Raw genomic sequence first — 14,912 nt, 5'->3', positions numbered from 1 at the left:
TCCGGTGCCCAAAACCCGGCGCGAAGCCAAAATATAATTTTTGGTAATCTCCTTATTTTGTGGCATTAAATTTTATATTTGCGCTTTATTTTGATAAGTAAAATTCCCATTATGGAGAATGAAGTAGTAAGGTATTCAGATGCTGAGTTGGATGAATTCAAAGTGCTGATTGAGACCAAACTGGAGCGGGCAAGTACCCATCTGAGCGGGCTTCAAGAACAAATTCTTGAAATTACCGAAAATACCAGCGACGAACACGGCGGCGACTGGGTGGACGATAGCAGCATCAACAACGACGTTGAGATGCTCAACAATATGGCTATTCGCCAGCGGATGTACATCCAGGATCTGGAGAATGCCCTGGTGCGGATCAAAAACAAGACCTATGGCATTTGTAGCCTCACTGGTCAGTTGATCGATAAGCGCCGTTTGTTGGCCGTACCTACCACTACCAAAAGTTTGGCGGCTAAGGTTGCCGAACAAGTGCCTACACCTGAAAGGAAAGAACGGGTTGAAATTGAAAAACCCGTGGTGGAGAAGAAGCCAGTGGAAAAGAAAACCACCGAAAAACGCATTACCACCACCATCATTCGGAAATCTTCACCAAGTAAGAAAAAATCAGTGGAGATTGAAGACTTGGAAGACGAAGACGATGAACTGGGCATTGGCAAAGACATATTTTTTGACGATGACCAGGATATTCTATACGGAGCGGTTACTGATCTGGAAGACGATCTGGAAGATACTTCCTCTAGTAGTGCCGACGACGACGATGAAGACCTCATGGGTGGCATCGGTATGGGTGGATCTGACGATGGTAGCGACGATGACGACGGTGATGATTATTAATCTCTCACCGAGATTAGAGCTTGTTTAAGTTTTTGGATCGGGCTGCAAACGGCCCATTTTCGCCCAAATTTCGTTCCGAAAATGCTCATTTAGCGCTGCTAAACTCCGCTTTTCGTGCCTCATTTGGGCAAAAATGGCCTCGTTTTCGCTTCCGCTCCCAAAATTTAAACAAGCTCCTAAAAAAATTATACCCAGTTCGTTGCTAATTCTTTATTGTTTTTTTACCTTTGCATTCCCAAATCGGGAGTAAGCAATATTTTTCTGTCAGAACCATCAAATATCATCATTCATTATGCTGATCATCGAAATCAAAGATGGCGAAAGCATCGACAAGGCGCTCAAACGCTACAAGCGGAAATTTCAAAATGCAGGCGTAATCAAAGAATTGCGCAGACGTAAGGAATTTGTGAAACCATCCGTTAAGCGCAGAGGCGAAGTGTTGAAGGCAGTCTATCGCGAAAAAATGCTCGACGAGCAGGAAAACACGCCGAACTAAGTTCTACCGAATTCTTTTCGGCGGACAGCCGATTGCTATACACGCCAAGAGAGGAATTCCTCTCACAAAAAAGCAGTACCAATCATCCTTGTGTTGATTGGTACTGCTTTTTTTTGTAATAGCCGGGATAGTTAGTGCTGAAATTGGAGGCAAATTCAGCACTAACTAGCAAATAAAGCCTTAGCGAAGGGATTCTTTTAATACATTACTCCAACTCGAAACTGACCTTTACGTTTCCTGCACCCAAAGCCGCAGCAAGACCTGAAGCATCGTCAATCCGTCCAATCTTGGTATAGGTATACGCTGTTGAAAAAGACTCGTAGAAAAGCACCAGGGTATTCGAGCCGTAAAGCATCAAATCCCCTACCTGGATTGTCCCCGGGTTGGATGCATTTGCGGGTAAGTTGCTGAGTAAACGGAAATATTTTTCGTTGCTATTCAGCTCGGTCATTTCTACGGTCATCGGCAACAGCTTTTTTAGGGCAGTTGCAGCAGCATTGTCCCCAAGTGTTGCGCTAAAGGTTTTTGCGCCAACTGTGATTTTTAATTTGTCACGCATATAGCTGTTGTTATGGGTTTTAGTTTCTTCCGCAGTTGGCTTAACATCTTTCGAACAGAATGATGTGCCGGCAATAAAAATTGCCATCAATGCAAACGCAATACAAGTATGTTTCATGGGTTGTTTTTTTGGTTAAGAAATGTGCTTAATCAGTTTCGCAGGAACTCCTCCCACTATTGAATTATCCGGTACATCCCTGGAGACAACTGCACCCGCTGCCACTACTGCATTTTCGCCAATGGTGACTCCGGGCAGAATGGTCGCGTTGGCACCAATCCAGGCGTTTCTTTTGATCAGGATTGGTTTCGAAATCAGGGACTTCCGGTCGGCTGGATTCAGTGGATGATTTTCAGTGATCAGGTTTACTTTGGGGCCGATCAGCACCTCGTCTTCGATCGTAATTCCGCCCATATCCAGGAAGGAGCAGGCATGGTTGATGAACACATTTTTGCCGATTTGGATAAAACGTCCAAAGTTGGTGTAGAATGGTGCAAAAATGATCGTACTATGGTCGATTTGACGGCCAATTATTTCGCTTAGTCGATCCCGTATTTGTTCAACGTCGGTGGAGGTATTGAGTGCTACCGACAATCTTAAGGTGCGCGTGACAATCTCCTGCACCTTGTGGTACTGAGGATCATCCAATCTAATTGGCGCTCCGGCCCTCATGCTATCGAAGATGTCCCGATTTGTTGGTTCTGGTTTGTCCATTTTCTTTGTGCTTCTAGTGGGGCACAAAGATACCTTAGTCCTCACTCAAGACCATAATGACAATCAAACCAATCATTAAGCAATTCAAACCATTTCAGCCCGAACTGCGGAAGGAACTTTTCCGGTAATGCGCTTGAAGTAGTTGTTGAAGTAGGTGGGATATTCAAAACCCAAGGCATAGGCCACCTCAGCAATGGTCCAGTCGGTGTGCAGCAGCAATGCCTTTGCTTCGGTAATGATGCGGGCTGAAATATGTTGGGAGGTAGGTTTGCCAGTGATTTCTTTCACCGAACGATTCAAATGATTGACATGCAGCGCTAAACTACGGGCAAAATCTTGAGGCGTTTTTAGGCTTAAAGATTTTTCTACACTTTCAATGGGGAACTGCCTTTCCAACAACTCCAAAAAAACTTGTGTAATTCTGGAAGCCGCATTGTTGTGCTGGTGATGGTTTTCAGAAGGTTGCAATTTTAAGGCTTCGTGGAGGATCAAATGGATGTAATTGCGCATCAGATCGGCTTTGTGCACATAATCAGACTGTTGCTCTTCAATCATTTTTTGAAAAATCGTATTTAAAAACGCACGTTGTTCTGTACTGATGTTTAAAACCGGTGTACCGCCCACTTTAAATAGGGTAGACTGTTGCAGGCTTTCAGCGCGCTCAGACAGGTTGAAGAACTCTTCCGAAAAGAGACAAGTGTAGCCGATGTACTCGGTGGAGAGGGTCTCCCAAGAGTAGGGGATATGTGGGTTGCCAAAAAACAAAACCGTGCCCTCGGTTTCAAAACTCCGGTCGGCGTAGTGAATGATACTCTGGCCAGTGGTTAGGCAAATTTTATAAAAATCCTTTCTGCTGTAAATACGCGTCGCACCTCCATCACTTTCGATTTGGAAGACATTGAAGCCTTTTAATTTTAGTTCATTGTTGAAGGGGGAAACTGAACGTGTGACTTTATTTTGCATGGGGCAAAGTTAAGAAAATCAAATAAGCAGTTTAGAACTTACAAATATTGGCCCCACCGATCTGAATATCCGCCCCGAAAGTTTTAGACTTTCAGGGCGGGGTTCTAGATTTGTGCACAAATCCTTGATTTTCAACTTACCTCAAGTCTATTGAAATTCGATAGGCAAAGTCACACGGCCCTGCGGCTCCACTACGACAAATACTTCCCCACAATCGGCATCCGCCGACCCATGCCAAATGCCTTGGCCGACACCCGCAATACCGGAGCAGTCTGATGCCGTTTGAACTCATTGATGTTCACCAAACGCAGTACGCGACGCACCAATGCATCGTCAAAACCCATGTCGATCAATTCTTTGGGGCCTTGGTGGCGCTCGATGTAGTTGTAGAGCACGGCATCCAGAACATCGTAATCCGGTAAACTATCGCTGTCCTTTTGCCCCGGGCGGAGCTCCGCAGAAGGCGGTTTCACAATGGAATTTTCTGGGATCACTTCCCCATCCTTGTTGATGTAATGGGCCAGTTCGTACACTTCGGTTTTGTACACGTCGCCGAGTACGGATAGGCCGCCACACATGTCGCCGTACAAGGTGCCGTAGCCCACTGCCATTTCACTCTTGTTGCTGGTATTGAGCAGGATATGACCAAATTTATTGGAAAAAGACATCAGGAGCATTCCCCGAATCCGCGCCTGGATGTTTTCTTCAGTAACGTTGAAAGGAAAGCCAAAAAAGTGCGGCGTGAGCGTTTCCATGTAAGCCTGGTACATGGGTTCGATGAAGATGATGTCGTATTGTACGCCCAGATTTTCCGCCAATTTGCGGGCGTCGTTTACGGAGTGATCGGAGGAATATTGCGAGGGCATCAGGATCACGCGCACGTTGTCGGCCCCGAGGGCGCGAGCGGCTAGTACTACCGTTACTGCTGAGTCGATCCCACCAGAAAGGCCCAGGATTGCTTTTTTTAGCCCCAGTTTTCCAAAATAATCCTTTATCCCCATCAGCAGGGCGTCGTGCATCAGTGGCGTTTTTTCACGCGGCAGTTCTACCTGTTTTTGCCCCAACATCACGTCGTCCAGCTCGTAGACCCGGATACATTCTTCAAAGAAGGGCATCTCATCGTATACATTCCCATTGGGCGACATCACCACCGAGCCACCATCGAACAACAATTCGGTTTGCCCGCCCACATGGTTGACGTAAAAAATCGGCACATTGTAGCGCTCCACATTGGCCCGAACGACGTGAATCCGTTCAGGAGCATGGTCATGGGAAAAGGGCGAAGCCGATACGTTGATCATCAGCTCGGGCTTATAGGGCATCATTTCGTCCATGGGACAAATGGTGTAGAGCGGGTTTTCGTTGCCCACGTTCCAGATGTCTTCACAAACGGTGAGGGCGATGCGTTTGCCCATGTATTCCACGATTCCAAACTCCGAAGCGGGCTGGAAGTAGCGGTATTCGTCAAAGACATCGTAAGTGGGGAGCAGGGCTTTGTGCTGGACGTATTCCACCCGCCCATAGGCCAGAAAATAGACGGAGTTGTACAAGTCTTTGCCCTCCAACTGCGGATTGCGGGTAGGCGAACCCAGCACAATGGCAATGCCTTGGGCAGCCTTAGCCAGGGTTTGGATGCTGGCGTCGGCCTGCTGGATAAAATCGTCGAACTCCAAAAAGTCACGGGCCGGGTAGCCACAAGTGGCCAATTCCGGGAAACAGATGATGTCTGCTCCCTGAGCTTTGGCCGTAGCCGTCATTTGTAACATTTTGGACAGGTTGCCCTCAAAGTTGCCAATGTGGGCGTTGAATTGGGCGATAGCGATACGCATGGTGATTTATAAATTTCTGTTGAGGTGTCCTGAGATCGGCAAATGTGCCAACAGTTGTCGATCCAGGTTTTCGATATAACTGCGCCCGTAGGGGCCATTTTCCAGTTGTTCAAACATCCAATCGGGTAAATCCTGCACAATCTCCGGGCAAATGCTACCCAGCGCCAGGGCCAATGAAGCTACTGTATCGGTATCTCCGCCCAGGTCAACGGCCTCCCAAAGGATGGAACTCATCCTTTCCCCCCGCACCAAGAGGCTCAGTACGGCTTCCACGGTTTCTTTGCCCTTCATCGGCACTTCACCCTGCCAGTCCAGGGGCCAATGTACCCCTTGCCAATCGGCCAAATAGGCAATCAATTGTGCTTTGGTGCCCCTTTGGTACAAAAAAAAATGCGCAATCAAGGCAATGGCTTGAGCGGCCCTGATGCCCCATTCTGTATCGTGGGTAATCCGGGCCTGGAGCGTCGCTTTTTCCAGCACTTCTTTTTCCGAACCCAACACGCCGATGGGATAGGCCCGCATGGCTGATCCATTGCGCTCGCTACTGGGGATGATCCGCTCCAGGAGCTCCTGCCCTGAAGCTACCTCTTTGAGTAAACCAAAAAAACGGAAAGCGTAGCCTTGGCGGGTGTCTCGTTTGAACACCTCGACAAACTTATTGGCTACATTGAGCCGCGTCCACTCGGTACCGTCTACAATCAACTCCGCCAATGACAGCGCCATTTGAGTATCATCGGTGTAGTGTCCGCAGATGGTTCGGTAAAACGGGTGGCGTTTGTATTTCTTCAGCTTGTTGCGCCGCCGAATAATCAGGCGGTACACAAACTCAAACCCCGCTCCGTATGCATCCCCAATGGCGCCTTCCAGCAGCATAAGTTTGATTTTATGGTTCAAAATTAAGCGAACTTAGTTTAAAAGTCAAACTAAGTGCTAAATAAATTTTTTTATGCTCAGTTTGATTTAACTACTAGCCCGCACAGTACAAATTTTGTAAGTTTGCAAACTAGATTTTTTGTTCATAAAATCTATTGTTCCTAAAGTCTTCTGTGTGGAAGCATAGCAAAACTGCATCCATGAGTAATTTTGTCGTTTCGGCTCGCAAATACCGTCCAGTCACCTTTGAGGATGTTGTTGGTCAAGAACATGTGACCAATACCCTCAAAAACGCCCTGCGCAATGATCACCTGGCGCATGCGTTTCTGTTTTGTGGCCCGCGTGGAGTCGGCAAAACGACCTGCGCCCGGATTTTGGCCAAAGTCATCAACTGCCAAAACCCTGGGGTAGAGCTGGAGCCTTGCAATGCTTGCTCGTCCTGTACTTCTTTCAACGACAATGCCTCTTTCAACATTACCGAGCTCGATGCGGCTTCCAACAACAGTGTGGAACACATCCGCGCTTTGATCGAGCAAGTACGCTTTCAACCACAGCAAGGTAAATATAAAGTTTTTATAATTGACGAGGTGCACATGCTTTCTCAACAAGCATTCAATGCTTTCTTGAAAACATTGGAAGAACCGCCGAGTTACGCCATTTTTATCCTGGCTACGACTGAAAAGCACAAGATCATTCCCACCATCTTGTCGCGTTGCCAGATTTTTGACTTCAAACGCATCCAGGCACCTTCCATGGTGCGGCACTTGCAAGGCATCAGTGGCAAAGAAAACATTGAGGCCGACGAAGATGCGCTGCACGTCATTGCCCAAAAAGCCGATGGGGCACTGCGCGATGCGCTTTCTATTTTTGACCGCATTGTTTCGTATTCGGGCACGCACATCAAGTACGAGGACGTCATCATGAACCTCAATGTGCTGGACTACGATTATTACTTCAAAATTGTCGATGCCCTTTTGGTGGAAGATTTGGCGCAGGTAATGCTGCTCTTTGACGACGTTCTGAACAAGGGTTTCGAAGCGGATATTTTCATCAATGGCCTGGCTGAACATTTGCGCAATTTGCTGATGTGCAAGGATCCACAGACCATCAGTTTGCTGGAATTGACCGACAACCTCAAGGAACGTTACCGCACCCAGGCGCATATTTCCCCAAGTTCGTTTTTGTTGACGGCCCTTAACTTGTGCAACGATTGCGACATCAATTACCGCATGGCCCGCCATAAACGTTTGCATGTAGAAATGGCCCTCATCAAAATGACCTACATCAACCGGGCCGTAAAAAATGTTGCAGAAGCGGCTGAAAAAAAAAATCCTGAATCCAACCTAGAACCTGCCAGCACTCCTGCAACGGCAGCCATGAGCCCTGCTGCTACTCCGACGAACAAAAACAGCGGCGGCAGCGCCCCCTCGGAAAGCAATACGGCTTCGCCAGAACAAGAAAGTGCTGTAGTACCCACTCCGGCAAGCAGCAATGTCAAGGCTCCTTCACATTTGGTAACTACCCCTCGCATTGGTCGATTGGATGACCTCATGGCCGAGGTGCACGCCGAAACCAAACTGGCGGAAGCTGAAATCAGTGTGGAGATTCACCAGGAAAACATCGAAAAAGCTTGGACTGATTATTTGACCGGGGTGGAACAAGAAACCACCCGCAACATTTTGCGGGGTATTCCACTGAGCTGGTCCGATCCAGTTCTTACTGCCAAAGTAAGCTCCAACCTGGTTGAAAGTACCCTACGCCAGGAACGCAACCTGATGGAATACCTGCGCCGGACTTTTGGCCGAAAAGATTTGATTTTACAAATAGAACTGGAAAAAACCTTGCAGTCAGAAAAACCCAAACCCGTCCGCCCGCTCAACAACAAGGAAAGGCTGCTGGCGATGTACGAAAAAAATCCTCAGGTAAAGGATTTGGCAGAGAAATTTGGCTTGCGTTTCGATGGAGATTGATACAAAAATTAAAATTTAACAAGGTCTTAATACATTTTTCGCTTATTGTCGCGTATTTTGAATGGTTTTTTAGCCATTAGGAACGGATTCAAATCTGTACCTTTATTTCATTTCCGTTCCGTAGTCGAAATGATTAGCCCAGCATGAGAAAATTCTACCTACTTCTGATTTTATCCTGTCTTATTTCTGCCCGATCGCTTGCCCAAAATGCAGAGTTCAAGTTTCGAGAAGCCTTACCTTTGGGTGGTAGTGATGTCGCTATAATCCGGCAAAATGACCTCAAATTTCCGGGGATGATCCATCTGCAGATTTTGGGGAAAGGTGGAATCGAGCGCGCTTATGCCGAAATCAACCTCAAAACGGAAGGCGCCCGCTCCAAGGTAGAATCCGTATTCAAGTGGGGAAATCGGCTCAATTTGTTGTTGGCCCATTATTACCCTACCCAACGGAGCACAGCGTACGAGTTGGTTCAACTGACTTTGGATAGCCTCAAAACCACCCTGGTGAAACCCCTCGGCAAAGTGCGCACACCACCCATTTCCGTTTACGCATTTTGTGGTTTCAGTATATCGCCAGACAGCACCAAAATGATGTTTTTCAATTGGCCCATCGGCCCTCCGCAGGATTCGGTGAACCTATTGGTGCAGGTTTTTGATCAAAAAATGGAAAGCCTCTGGGCCCGTAAGTACACCCTGGGTTATGCCAACCGCAATTTTTTGGTGTACGGTTGTTTGATGCGCAACGATGGTAGTGCCTTTATTTTTGGTGAAAATTATTCAGACAAGTATACGGCGAGCACTCAGGTGCAGGAAAAAAACATCGAACGGATTATTTTGTTGATGTCGGGTAAATCTTCCCGGGTTGATTTGATTCAATTGGAATTGGGCGAATACAGCCTGGCCAATCTGGCCTACTCCATGAACCAACAGGGCGACATGGTGGCGAGTGGTTTTTTTCGCAAAACTGAAACCTCGGAATACAAAGGTTTATTTACGATCAAAATCGCCGCTGAATCCAATCAAACCATTCAGCGTTTGAATATGATCGATAAAAAGACCTTTACAACTGCGTTGAATATTGGATCGGAAGATAAATTTTTGAGTCGCGGCCAAATTGATCGCACCCTTTTTGGTTATGAACTGGGCAAATTGCACGCCGATGCCGATGGGAGCTACGCCCTGATTGCAGGTCGGCGGGACAATACGCTGGTCATTGATATTCGCCCGGATATGGTGTTGCAACGAATCCGGGTGTTGCCAACTCCTTTTTCCTTTTCACAGTCACGCCCGGGGGAGGTTGCACAAGGGTTTCTCGCAGGTTTTTATTTCCGTCAGGGGGATAAGTATTTTTTCATTTTTGTAGACCCAAACAATGGCGCAACCGATGACCGGGGCAAAAAAATCCGCACCGATACCCCTGGCCGCGCCTTTCTGGTAGAGATGAAAGAAATTGGACGCCTCGAAATGCGGCCACTACAATCCAAATTCAACCTGCGCCCCAATGCCACGCTAGAACCCCAACACTGTCGACAAATCAATGATGACGAGGTGTTTTTAATGGGGACTGAGCCGAATAAGGCGGGGGGCTTGTCTTTGGTCTACATTGTGGAGCAAATTGCCGGGTTGGTGAAGCAGTAGTCCTACCACTGCCGCGACTGATACGGATACCGAATATGGTACTGCTCCTTCACCATTTTCAAGACCTTCTCCCGCAGTTCATCCACGCCTTCTTTGCTCATGGCTGAGATCAGTACGTTCTCGTGGGCGAAAAGGTGTTTGAGGTTGCCGCGGATGCCTATTTCAATTTCCTCCTTGGCGTCTTCTTCCAAAAACGGATCGTAGTGCAACTCGCGGTAACGGTCAATTTTGTTGAATACAAACAAGGTGGGTTTTTGCAGGGCCTGCAATTCTTCCAAGGTATTGTTGACGGTACGGATTTGATCTTCGTGTTGGGGGTGCGAGATGTCTACCACGTGCAGCAAAATGTCACTTTCGAGTACTTCATCGAGGGTGGATTTAAAACTTTCGATGAGGTGGTGGGGCAATTTGCGGATAAACCCAACTGTGTCGGACAACAGAAAGGGCACATTATCCCAGGCCACTTTGCGCACAGTCGTATCCAGCGTTGCAAAAAGTTTATTTTCGGCAAAAACCTCCGATTTGCTCAGTAGGTTCATCAGGGTCGACTTGCCTACGTTGGTGTAGCCCACCAGTGATACCCGGATTAATTCCCCCCGGTTCTTGCGCTGGGTAGTTGCCTGGCGGTCGATCACCTTGAGCTTGTCCTTCAGCAGGGCAATTTTATCGCGAATGATCCGGCGATCTGTTTCAATTTCTTTCTCCCCGGGGCCCCGCATCCCGATACCCCCACGTTGGCGTTCCAAGTGCGTCCAGAGACCCCGCAGGCGCGGCAGCAAGTATTGCATTTGGGCCAGTTCCACCTGGGTTTTGGCCTGCGCGGTTTGAGCGCGGGTTGCAAAAATGTCCAGGATGAGGCTACTGCGGTCGATGATTTTGACTTTCAGAGCTTCTTCCAGGGCATTGGTTTGTTTGCCCGTAAGGTCATCGTCAAAAATGACCATCGAAATTTCTTCGTGCCGCTCGATGTAGTCGGCAATTTCTTCCAGCTTTCCTTTACCGATGTAGGTTCGGGAATCAGGAGCAACCAGTTTTTGTGTATAACGTTTTACCGCTACTGCTCCGGCCGTAAGGGCCAGAAACTCCAATTCATCCAGGTATTCTTCAACTAGTTCTTCGGTCTGCGATTTGTGGATAACCCCCACCAACAGGGCGAACTCCGCCTCTTGTTTGATGCCTTTTTTCCGCTGTTCTCCGATGTTCCACTCGTTTGCCATATGTTTATTTTCGTTCTAACCAGCTTGTGGGATTGAGTTTTTGTTTGTCCCGCCATAGTTCAAAGTGCATTTCGGGCTTTTCAGTTCCCACCTGGCCAATTTCTTGTCCACTCGTGACGGAATCTCCTCTCTTGATGCTTACTGAAGCAAGATTGGAATACACGGTATAATAAGTACCGTGTTGTAAAATTACGGTGTATTGATAGCCATTGATGAATTGAGCACCAACGACCTTGCCTTCAAAAACGGCCCGCACTTTGCCTGCGGCAACTGTTCCGATGTCAAGCCCGCTATTGGATACCTTTACATCTTTGTATTTGGGGTGCTGAAAAGTACCAAAACCTTGCACGATGCGCCCTTGATCGACAGGCCAGCCGAGTCGGCCCCGTCGAGCGCCAAAGGAGCCAGTGGCCAGTACGTCCTCGGCAGGAGGAGTATTGGTCGGTGATGGAGTATTGGCGCTGGCTTTGCTGGTATTGCGATCCGTTTTGGTAGAAGGCAACACCGTGACGGGTGCGGGATTATTGGCATTGGCCAGGGCCTCGGCACTACGGGCTTTTTTACGTTGGGCCAACATTTCTTGCTGGATCACATTTTCAATGACCCGATTGACTTTGTTGTGGTTTTTTTGCCGATCCGTCAATTCCTTGAGCAACACCTTTTCATCGGCATTCAAACTTTTGAGGGCTTTGTCTTTGTCCTGTAATTCAACACTGAGGTTTTGTTTTTGTTGCTCTACACCACCCAGCAGTTTTTCTTTTTCCCGGATGCGGCGTTCCAGTTGGATCGTTTTGGACTGTAAGGTTTTTTGGGTTTCGGCGATCATTTTGGCCTGACGCTTGCGGTAGCGCTGGTATTGCCGGATGTATTGCCAGCGGCGAATGGCAGCATTGAGGTTGTCGGCAGACAATAAAAAGACCAGGTAACTTTGGTTGAGTTTGTTGCGCAGGGCCAGCCGCAGGGTTTGGGTATATTCTTGCTTCAGGCGCTGAACATCGTCCTGAAGGGCTACCAAAACATCATTGGTGCGCAGGATACTTTCCTCATTAAAAGTAATTTCCTGGTGTAGGGTATTGATGAGTTGCTCGCGCTTCTTGACTTGTGATTGGAGGGTCAGGAATACTTGCAGGGCAGCATTTTTGTCTTTGCGCGTGGCCGACAAACGGGTATTGGTTTGATCAATTTCTTCGATCAACTTGCGGCGTTTGTCCTCCAGGTCTTTCCTGTTTTGGGCAAAAACCAGCTGCGTCCACAAGGACAAACCCAGTAGCAATAACAGCACCCGACCAATGATTCGTTTATTTGATCCTTTTGAAGCGCTGTGGAACATCAAATGGCATCGATATAGGGACATTGAGTTCTACCTGTGTGAATTGAATATTTACTTCAACTTTTCCTGTTTCGCGGCTGTCCACCACGAATTTACGAAGGTACGAAAAATCTTGTTTGTCGTTAGCCGCTTTGTATTCTTCCAAATCCAAATTTAGACTACGCGAAGCGCCAGGCTCCAAATATTGCAAATTGCGCAGGCGCAAAGCTGCTTTTTCAAGCGACATTTTCACCTCTTTGCCCGAACCAGAATCGCTCAACACATAGCTGTCTCCCTCGGAAGTACTGCTAAACTTGCGCGACAAGAAAAAAGGATTGCCTAGTACAACTTGCTGAATCAGCAACAAATTGCCCGGTAGCTGGTATTCCTTACTCAGGTGATCGAGGCCATATACGGCATATTCGTTGTTGATGCGATCGAGGATATGGACAGAGTCTTTGGTGATCAGGGCGCGGGCGATTTCAAAGCCCAATTTGCTGAGGGTAACCCATACGGAACTGTCCTTTTGCATTTTGATGCGGGCCGTGGCGGAAGCAGACATATCCGGGCTGCGAAAATCAATTTTGGCTCGGGCATCAAAGGTTTTGGCTTTGATCTGATTGGTCTCGATGCGGCGTACCAACAGTTCCGTGGAACTTAAGTCGGTAGTATTCACTTTCTTGGAGGTGCCACAAGCAAAATTAAGGCCAGCCAGCAGCAATAGCAAAAACAATTGGGGATTACCAATCCGATTGTTCACCCCAAGAAAATCCCATCCAGATATATTTAAGCCCTTATTCATGCAATTGTTTTTCATTGAATTTTTTCTTCAAAGACGGAGAAGTACTGCCTTTTGTTACGGCTAATCCCCATTGTTGTACTGCCGCGGCGGTATCACCACTTTTAAATAGAACATCACCGTATTGTTCGAGGTAAAGCGGATTGGCACTGGGCAACAAGGATTCTATTTTGCTTTTTGCTTCGCTGTTGTTGCCGCTGCGGAATTGGGCACGAGCAAGCGCAAAAGTGACGAGGCGCGACTGCGGTTCAGTTTGTAGAGCCTTTTGAGCCAATTGTAGTGCCTGGGCAGTGCCATTCGTACGCTGGGCAAAGCTTAAGGATTGCCATGCCAGTACGGTGGCGGCATTGGCATTGATTTTGAGGGCTTCGGCAAAGTTCTGATCTGCCCCAGCAAGGTTGTTTTCCTGCGTTTGTGCCATGGCCAACAAACTCATCAAATGTTGGCGAACAACGGGGAATTTGGCCGACATCGGCAGTGCCTGGGCTACCAGATCTTCCACATTGCTCAGGTGATGCAAGGCCAATTCGGCACTTGCTGCATACACGTATATTTCGGGTTTGTTGGGGAATACATCCAGTGCATTTTCGGTCGCCTTTAGCAGTGCAGGCATATCTCCCGTGGTTTCCAGATCACCAAAAAAGGTTTCCCAATAGCTGAAGTCGGTATCGTCTAGATTGAGGGCCTGGCGCATTTTTTCGACAGCCTCGGCCTTTTTACCTTGTTTGCTCAAAACGGTGGCGCTTATGGCAAAAGGTTTGGCTTCTTTGGGATATTGTTTTTCCAGTATCTCGGAGAGTTGCAATATTTCACTACCCAAAGTGGTGTCATTGGCGGTTTTGAATTTTTCAACCAGAGGTAAAATTTTACCCAGTTTCACTTCCAACGAAACCTCGCGGCTTTCAAAAGTTTGGCGCAGTGACCCCAAATACTGCGCATCGTTTTGTTTGTTGACGTCACCACCAGCCTGAGCCAGATTGGCTTTGGCGTCATTGGGATCCAGGGCTAAAATCTTGCGGTATACTCCACGTGCCTGTTCTTTTTCACCGTTTTGGGTATAGTATTCGGCCAGGTTGTGCCAATAGTCAACGTTGGTGGGATGGGCTTCTGCTAGTCGCAACAATTCCCGGGTGGCTTTTTTCTGATCGCCTTGGGCAACATAAAGGCCGTGTTTGAGGCGGATGAGGTTTTCATCTATGCCATTGCGGCGCTCCAGATCGTCGTATACTTTGAGTGCCGCATTGAGTTCGTTGGCTTTGACCAGATAAAAAGCCCACTTGTAAAAATAATTGGATTGGGTGGGATGCTGACGGGTCAACTGTTCGTAAACGGCGGCGGCATCCTTGTATTGACCCATTGCTTGTAGGGCATCGGCTTTGAGGATGCTGTACCAAACGTTGGAAGGATTGGCCGTTACGGCTTTGCTGACCCAAATGATGGCTTCTTCTGGCTGTTTTTGCACTATAAGAATCCGCGCCAATTCATAGGCTGCGGCTTCAGTATTGGGGAATTCGGTGAGGAGTTGTTTGTACAATTCTTTGGCTTTGTCCAGACGGCCCAGCATTTTTTCCTTGCTGGCCTCAATGAGCAGGGCCTCGCGATCTATTTCTTTATTGCCAACTATTTCTTGCGCATGCAGGCTGATCATGCCCAAAAACAGTACAGTGATGATTAAACTCCTCATAAACCAAAGATTTGGG

The 14,912-nt window shown here is 47.7% G+C and carries 13 protein-coding genes; 4 read left to right on the top strand and 9 right to left on the bottom strand.

Annotated features, from left to right (window positions below; translation table 11 throughout):
* Positions 1 to 111: 111 nt before the first annotated feature.
* Positions 112 to 849 (top strand): TraR/DksA family transcriptional regulator, encoded by a 738-nt coding sequence (locus ACEW9O_RS16935; protein WP_373551370.1) that lies wholly within the window; start codon positions 112 to 114, stop codon positions 847 to 849.
* Between the two features lie 292 nt (positions 850 to 1,141).
* A complete protein-coding gene (gene rpsU / locus ACEW9O_RS16930; RefSeq protein ID WP_320027817.1) occupies positions 1,142 to 1,345 on the top strand; it encodes a 30S ribosomal protein S21 in 204 nt (67 codons plus the stop codon).
* Positions 1,346 to 1,550: 205 nt separating this feature from the next.
* Here the strand turns inward: rpsU and ACEW9O_RS16925 are convergent, their stop codons facing one another.
* The 5 genes from ACEW9O_RS16925 to ACEW9O_RS16905 all read right to left on the bottom strand — a co-directional run bounded on the left by ACEW9O_RS16925 (position 1,551) and on the right by ACEW9O_RS16905 (position 6,280).
* A complete protein-coding gene (locus ACEW9O_RS16925; protein ID WP_373551369.1) occupies positions 1,551 to 1,904 on the bottom strand; it encodes a cyclophilin-like fold protein in 354 nt (117 codons plus the stop codon).
* Positions 1,905 to 2,036: 132 nt separating this feature from the next.
* Positions 2,037 to 2,615 carry a DapH/DapD/GlmU-related protein gene (locus tag ACEW9O_RS16920; RefSeq protein ID WP_373551368.1) on the bottom strand — a complete coding sequence of 193 codons (579 nt, stop codon included), beginning with the start codon at positions 2,613 to 2,615 and terminating at the stop codon, positions 2,037 to 2,039.
* A gap of 84 nt (positions 2,616 to 2,699) precedes the next feature.
* On the bottom strand, positions 2,700 to 3,578 hold the full coding sequence (locus ACEW9O_RS16915) for a helix-turn-helix domain-containing protein (protein WP_373551367.1): 879 nt from the start codon (positions 3,576 to 3,578) through the stop codon (positions 2,700 to 2,702).
* 191 nt (positions 3,579 to 3,769) lie between these two features.
* Positions 3,770 to 5,407, bottom strand: a complete 1,638-nt coding sequence (locus tag ACEW9O_RS16910; RefSeq protein ID WP_373551366.1) for an NAD+ synthase — start codon at positions 5,405 to 5,407, stop codon at positions 3,770 to 3,772.
* A gap of 6 nt (positions 5,408 to 5,413) precedes the next feature.
* Positions 5,414 to 6,280 (bottom strand): ADP-ribosylglycohydrolase family protein, encoded by an 867-nt coding sequence (locus tag ACEW9O_RS16905; protein ID WP_373551365.1) that lies wholly within the window; start codon positions 6,278 to 6,280, stop codon positions 5,414 to 5,416.
* 200 nt (positions 6,281 to 6,480) lie between these two features.
* Here ACEW9O_RS16905 and ACEW9O_RS16900 point away from each other — a divergent pair, with 200 nt between their 5' ends.
* The gene (locus tag ACEW9O_RS16900) at positions 6,481 to 8,250 is read left to right on the top strand and encodes a DNA polymerase III subunit gamma/tau (RefSeq protein WP_373551364.1); all 1,770 of its coding nucleotides are present in this window, start codon (positions 6,481 to 6,483) and stop codon (positions 8,248 to 8,250) included.
* A gap of 143 nt (positions 8,251 to 8,393) precedes the next feature.
* A complete protein-coding gene (locus ACEW9O_RS16895; RefSeq protein ID WP_373551363.1) occupies positions 8,394 to 9,887 on the top strand; it encodes a hypothetical protein in 1,494 nt (497 codons plus the stop codon).
* Positions 9,888 to 9,889: 2 nt separating this feature from the next.
* Here ACEW9O_RS16895 and hflX read toward each other — a convergent pair whose 3' ends face one another.
* From hflX to ACEW9O_RS16875, 4 genes are read right to left on the bottom strand one after another with little or no spacing between them, the layout of a single operon-like run.
* The gene (hflX, locus tag ACEW9O_RS16890) at positions 9,890 to 11,104 is read right to left on the bottom strand and encodes a GTPase HflX (RefSeq protein WP_373551362.1); all 1,215 of its coding nucleotides are present in this window, start codon (positions 11,102 to 11,104) and stop codon (positions 9,890 to 9,892) included.
* A gap of 4 nt (positions 11,105 to 11,108) precedes the next feature.
* Positions 11,109 to 12,386, bottom strand: coding sequence for a murein hydrolase activator EnvC (locus ACEW9O_RS16885; protein WP_373551361.1), 1,278 nt, complete (start codon positions 12,384 to 12,386; stop codon positions 11,109 to 11,111).
* A gap of 16 nt (positions 12,387 to 12,402) precedes the next feature.
* Positions 12,403 to 13,215, bottom strand: coding sequence for a DUF4292 domain-containing protein (locus ACEW9O_RS16880; RefSeq protein ID WP_373551360.1), 813 nt, complete (start codon positions 13,213 to 13,215; stop codon positions 12,403 to 12,405).
* On the bottom strand, positions 13,208 to 14,896 hold the full coding sequence (locus ACEW9O_RS16875) for a tetratricopeptide repeat protein (protein WP_373551359.1): 1,689 nt from the start codon (positions 14,894 to 14,896) through the stop codon (positions 13,208 to 13,210). The genes ACEW9O_RS16880 and ACEW9O_RS16875 overlap by 8 nt, the downstream gene beginning before the upstream one ends.
* Positions 14,897 to 14,912 lie beyond the last annotated feature (16 nt).

Source organism: Haliscomenobacter sp., assembly GCF_041740695.1.
GTDB lineage: Bacteria > Bacteroidota > Bacteroidia > Chitinophagales > Saprospiraceae > Haliscomenobacter.
The sequence above is the reverse complement of the archived record's forward strand: the minus strand, read 5'-3'. Positions and strand labels throughout refer to the sequence as shown.

Bases quoted from the DNA above. Each gene is read 5' to 3' on its own strand.
- ACEW9O_RS16905 (WP_373551365.1), bottom strand. From the start codon at position 6,280: ATGCTGCTGGAAGGCGCCATTGGGGATGCATACGGAGCGGGGTTTGAG.
- ACEW9O_RS16895 (WP_373551363.1), top strand. From the start codon at position 8,394: ATGAGAAAATTCTACCTACTTCTGATTTTATCCTGTCTTATTTCTGCC.
- ACEW9O_RS16880 (WP_373551360.1), bottom strand. From the start codon at position 13,215: ATGAATAAGGGCTTAAATATATCTGGATGGGATTTTCTTGGGGTGAAC.
- rpsU (WP_320027817.1), top strand. From the start codon at position 1,142: ATGCTGATCATCGAAATCAAAGATGGCGAAAGCATCGACAAGGCGCTC.
- ACEW9O_RS16915 (WP_373551367.1), bottom strand. From the start codon at position 3,578: ATGCAAAATAAAGTCACACGTTCAGTTTCCCCCTTCAACAATGAACTA.
- ACEW9O_RS16925 (WP_373551369.1), bottom strand. From the start codon at position 1,904: ATGCGTGACAAATTAAAAATCACAGTTGGCGCAAAAACCTTTAGCGCA.
- ACEW9O_RS16935 (WP_373551370.1), top strand. From the start codon at position 112: ATGGAGAATGAAGTAGTAAGGTATTCAGATGCTGAGTTGGATGAATTC.
- ACEW9O_RS16900 (WP_373551364.1), top strand. From the start codon at position 6,481: ATGAGTAATTTTGTCGTTTCGGCTCGCAAATACCGTCCAGTCACCTTT.
- ACEW9O_RS16875 (WP_373551359.1), bottom strand. From the start codon at position 14,896: ATGAGGAGTTTAATCATCACTGTACTGTTTTTGGGCATGATCAGCCTG.
- ACEW9O_RS16910 (WP_373551366.1), bottom strand. From the start codon at position 5,407: ATGCGTATCGCTATCGCCCAATTCAACGCCCACATTGGCAACTTTGAG.
- ACEW9O_RS16920 (WP_373551368.1), bottom strand. From the start codon at position 2,615: ATGGACAAACCAGAACCAACAAATCGGGACATCTTCGATAGCATGAGG.
- hflX (WP_373551362.1), bottom strand. From the start codon at position 11,104: ATGGCAAACGAGTGGAACATCGGAGAACAGCGGAAAAAAGGCATCAAA.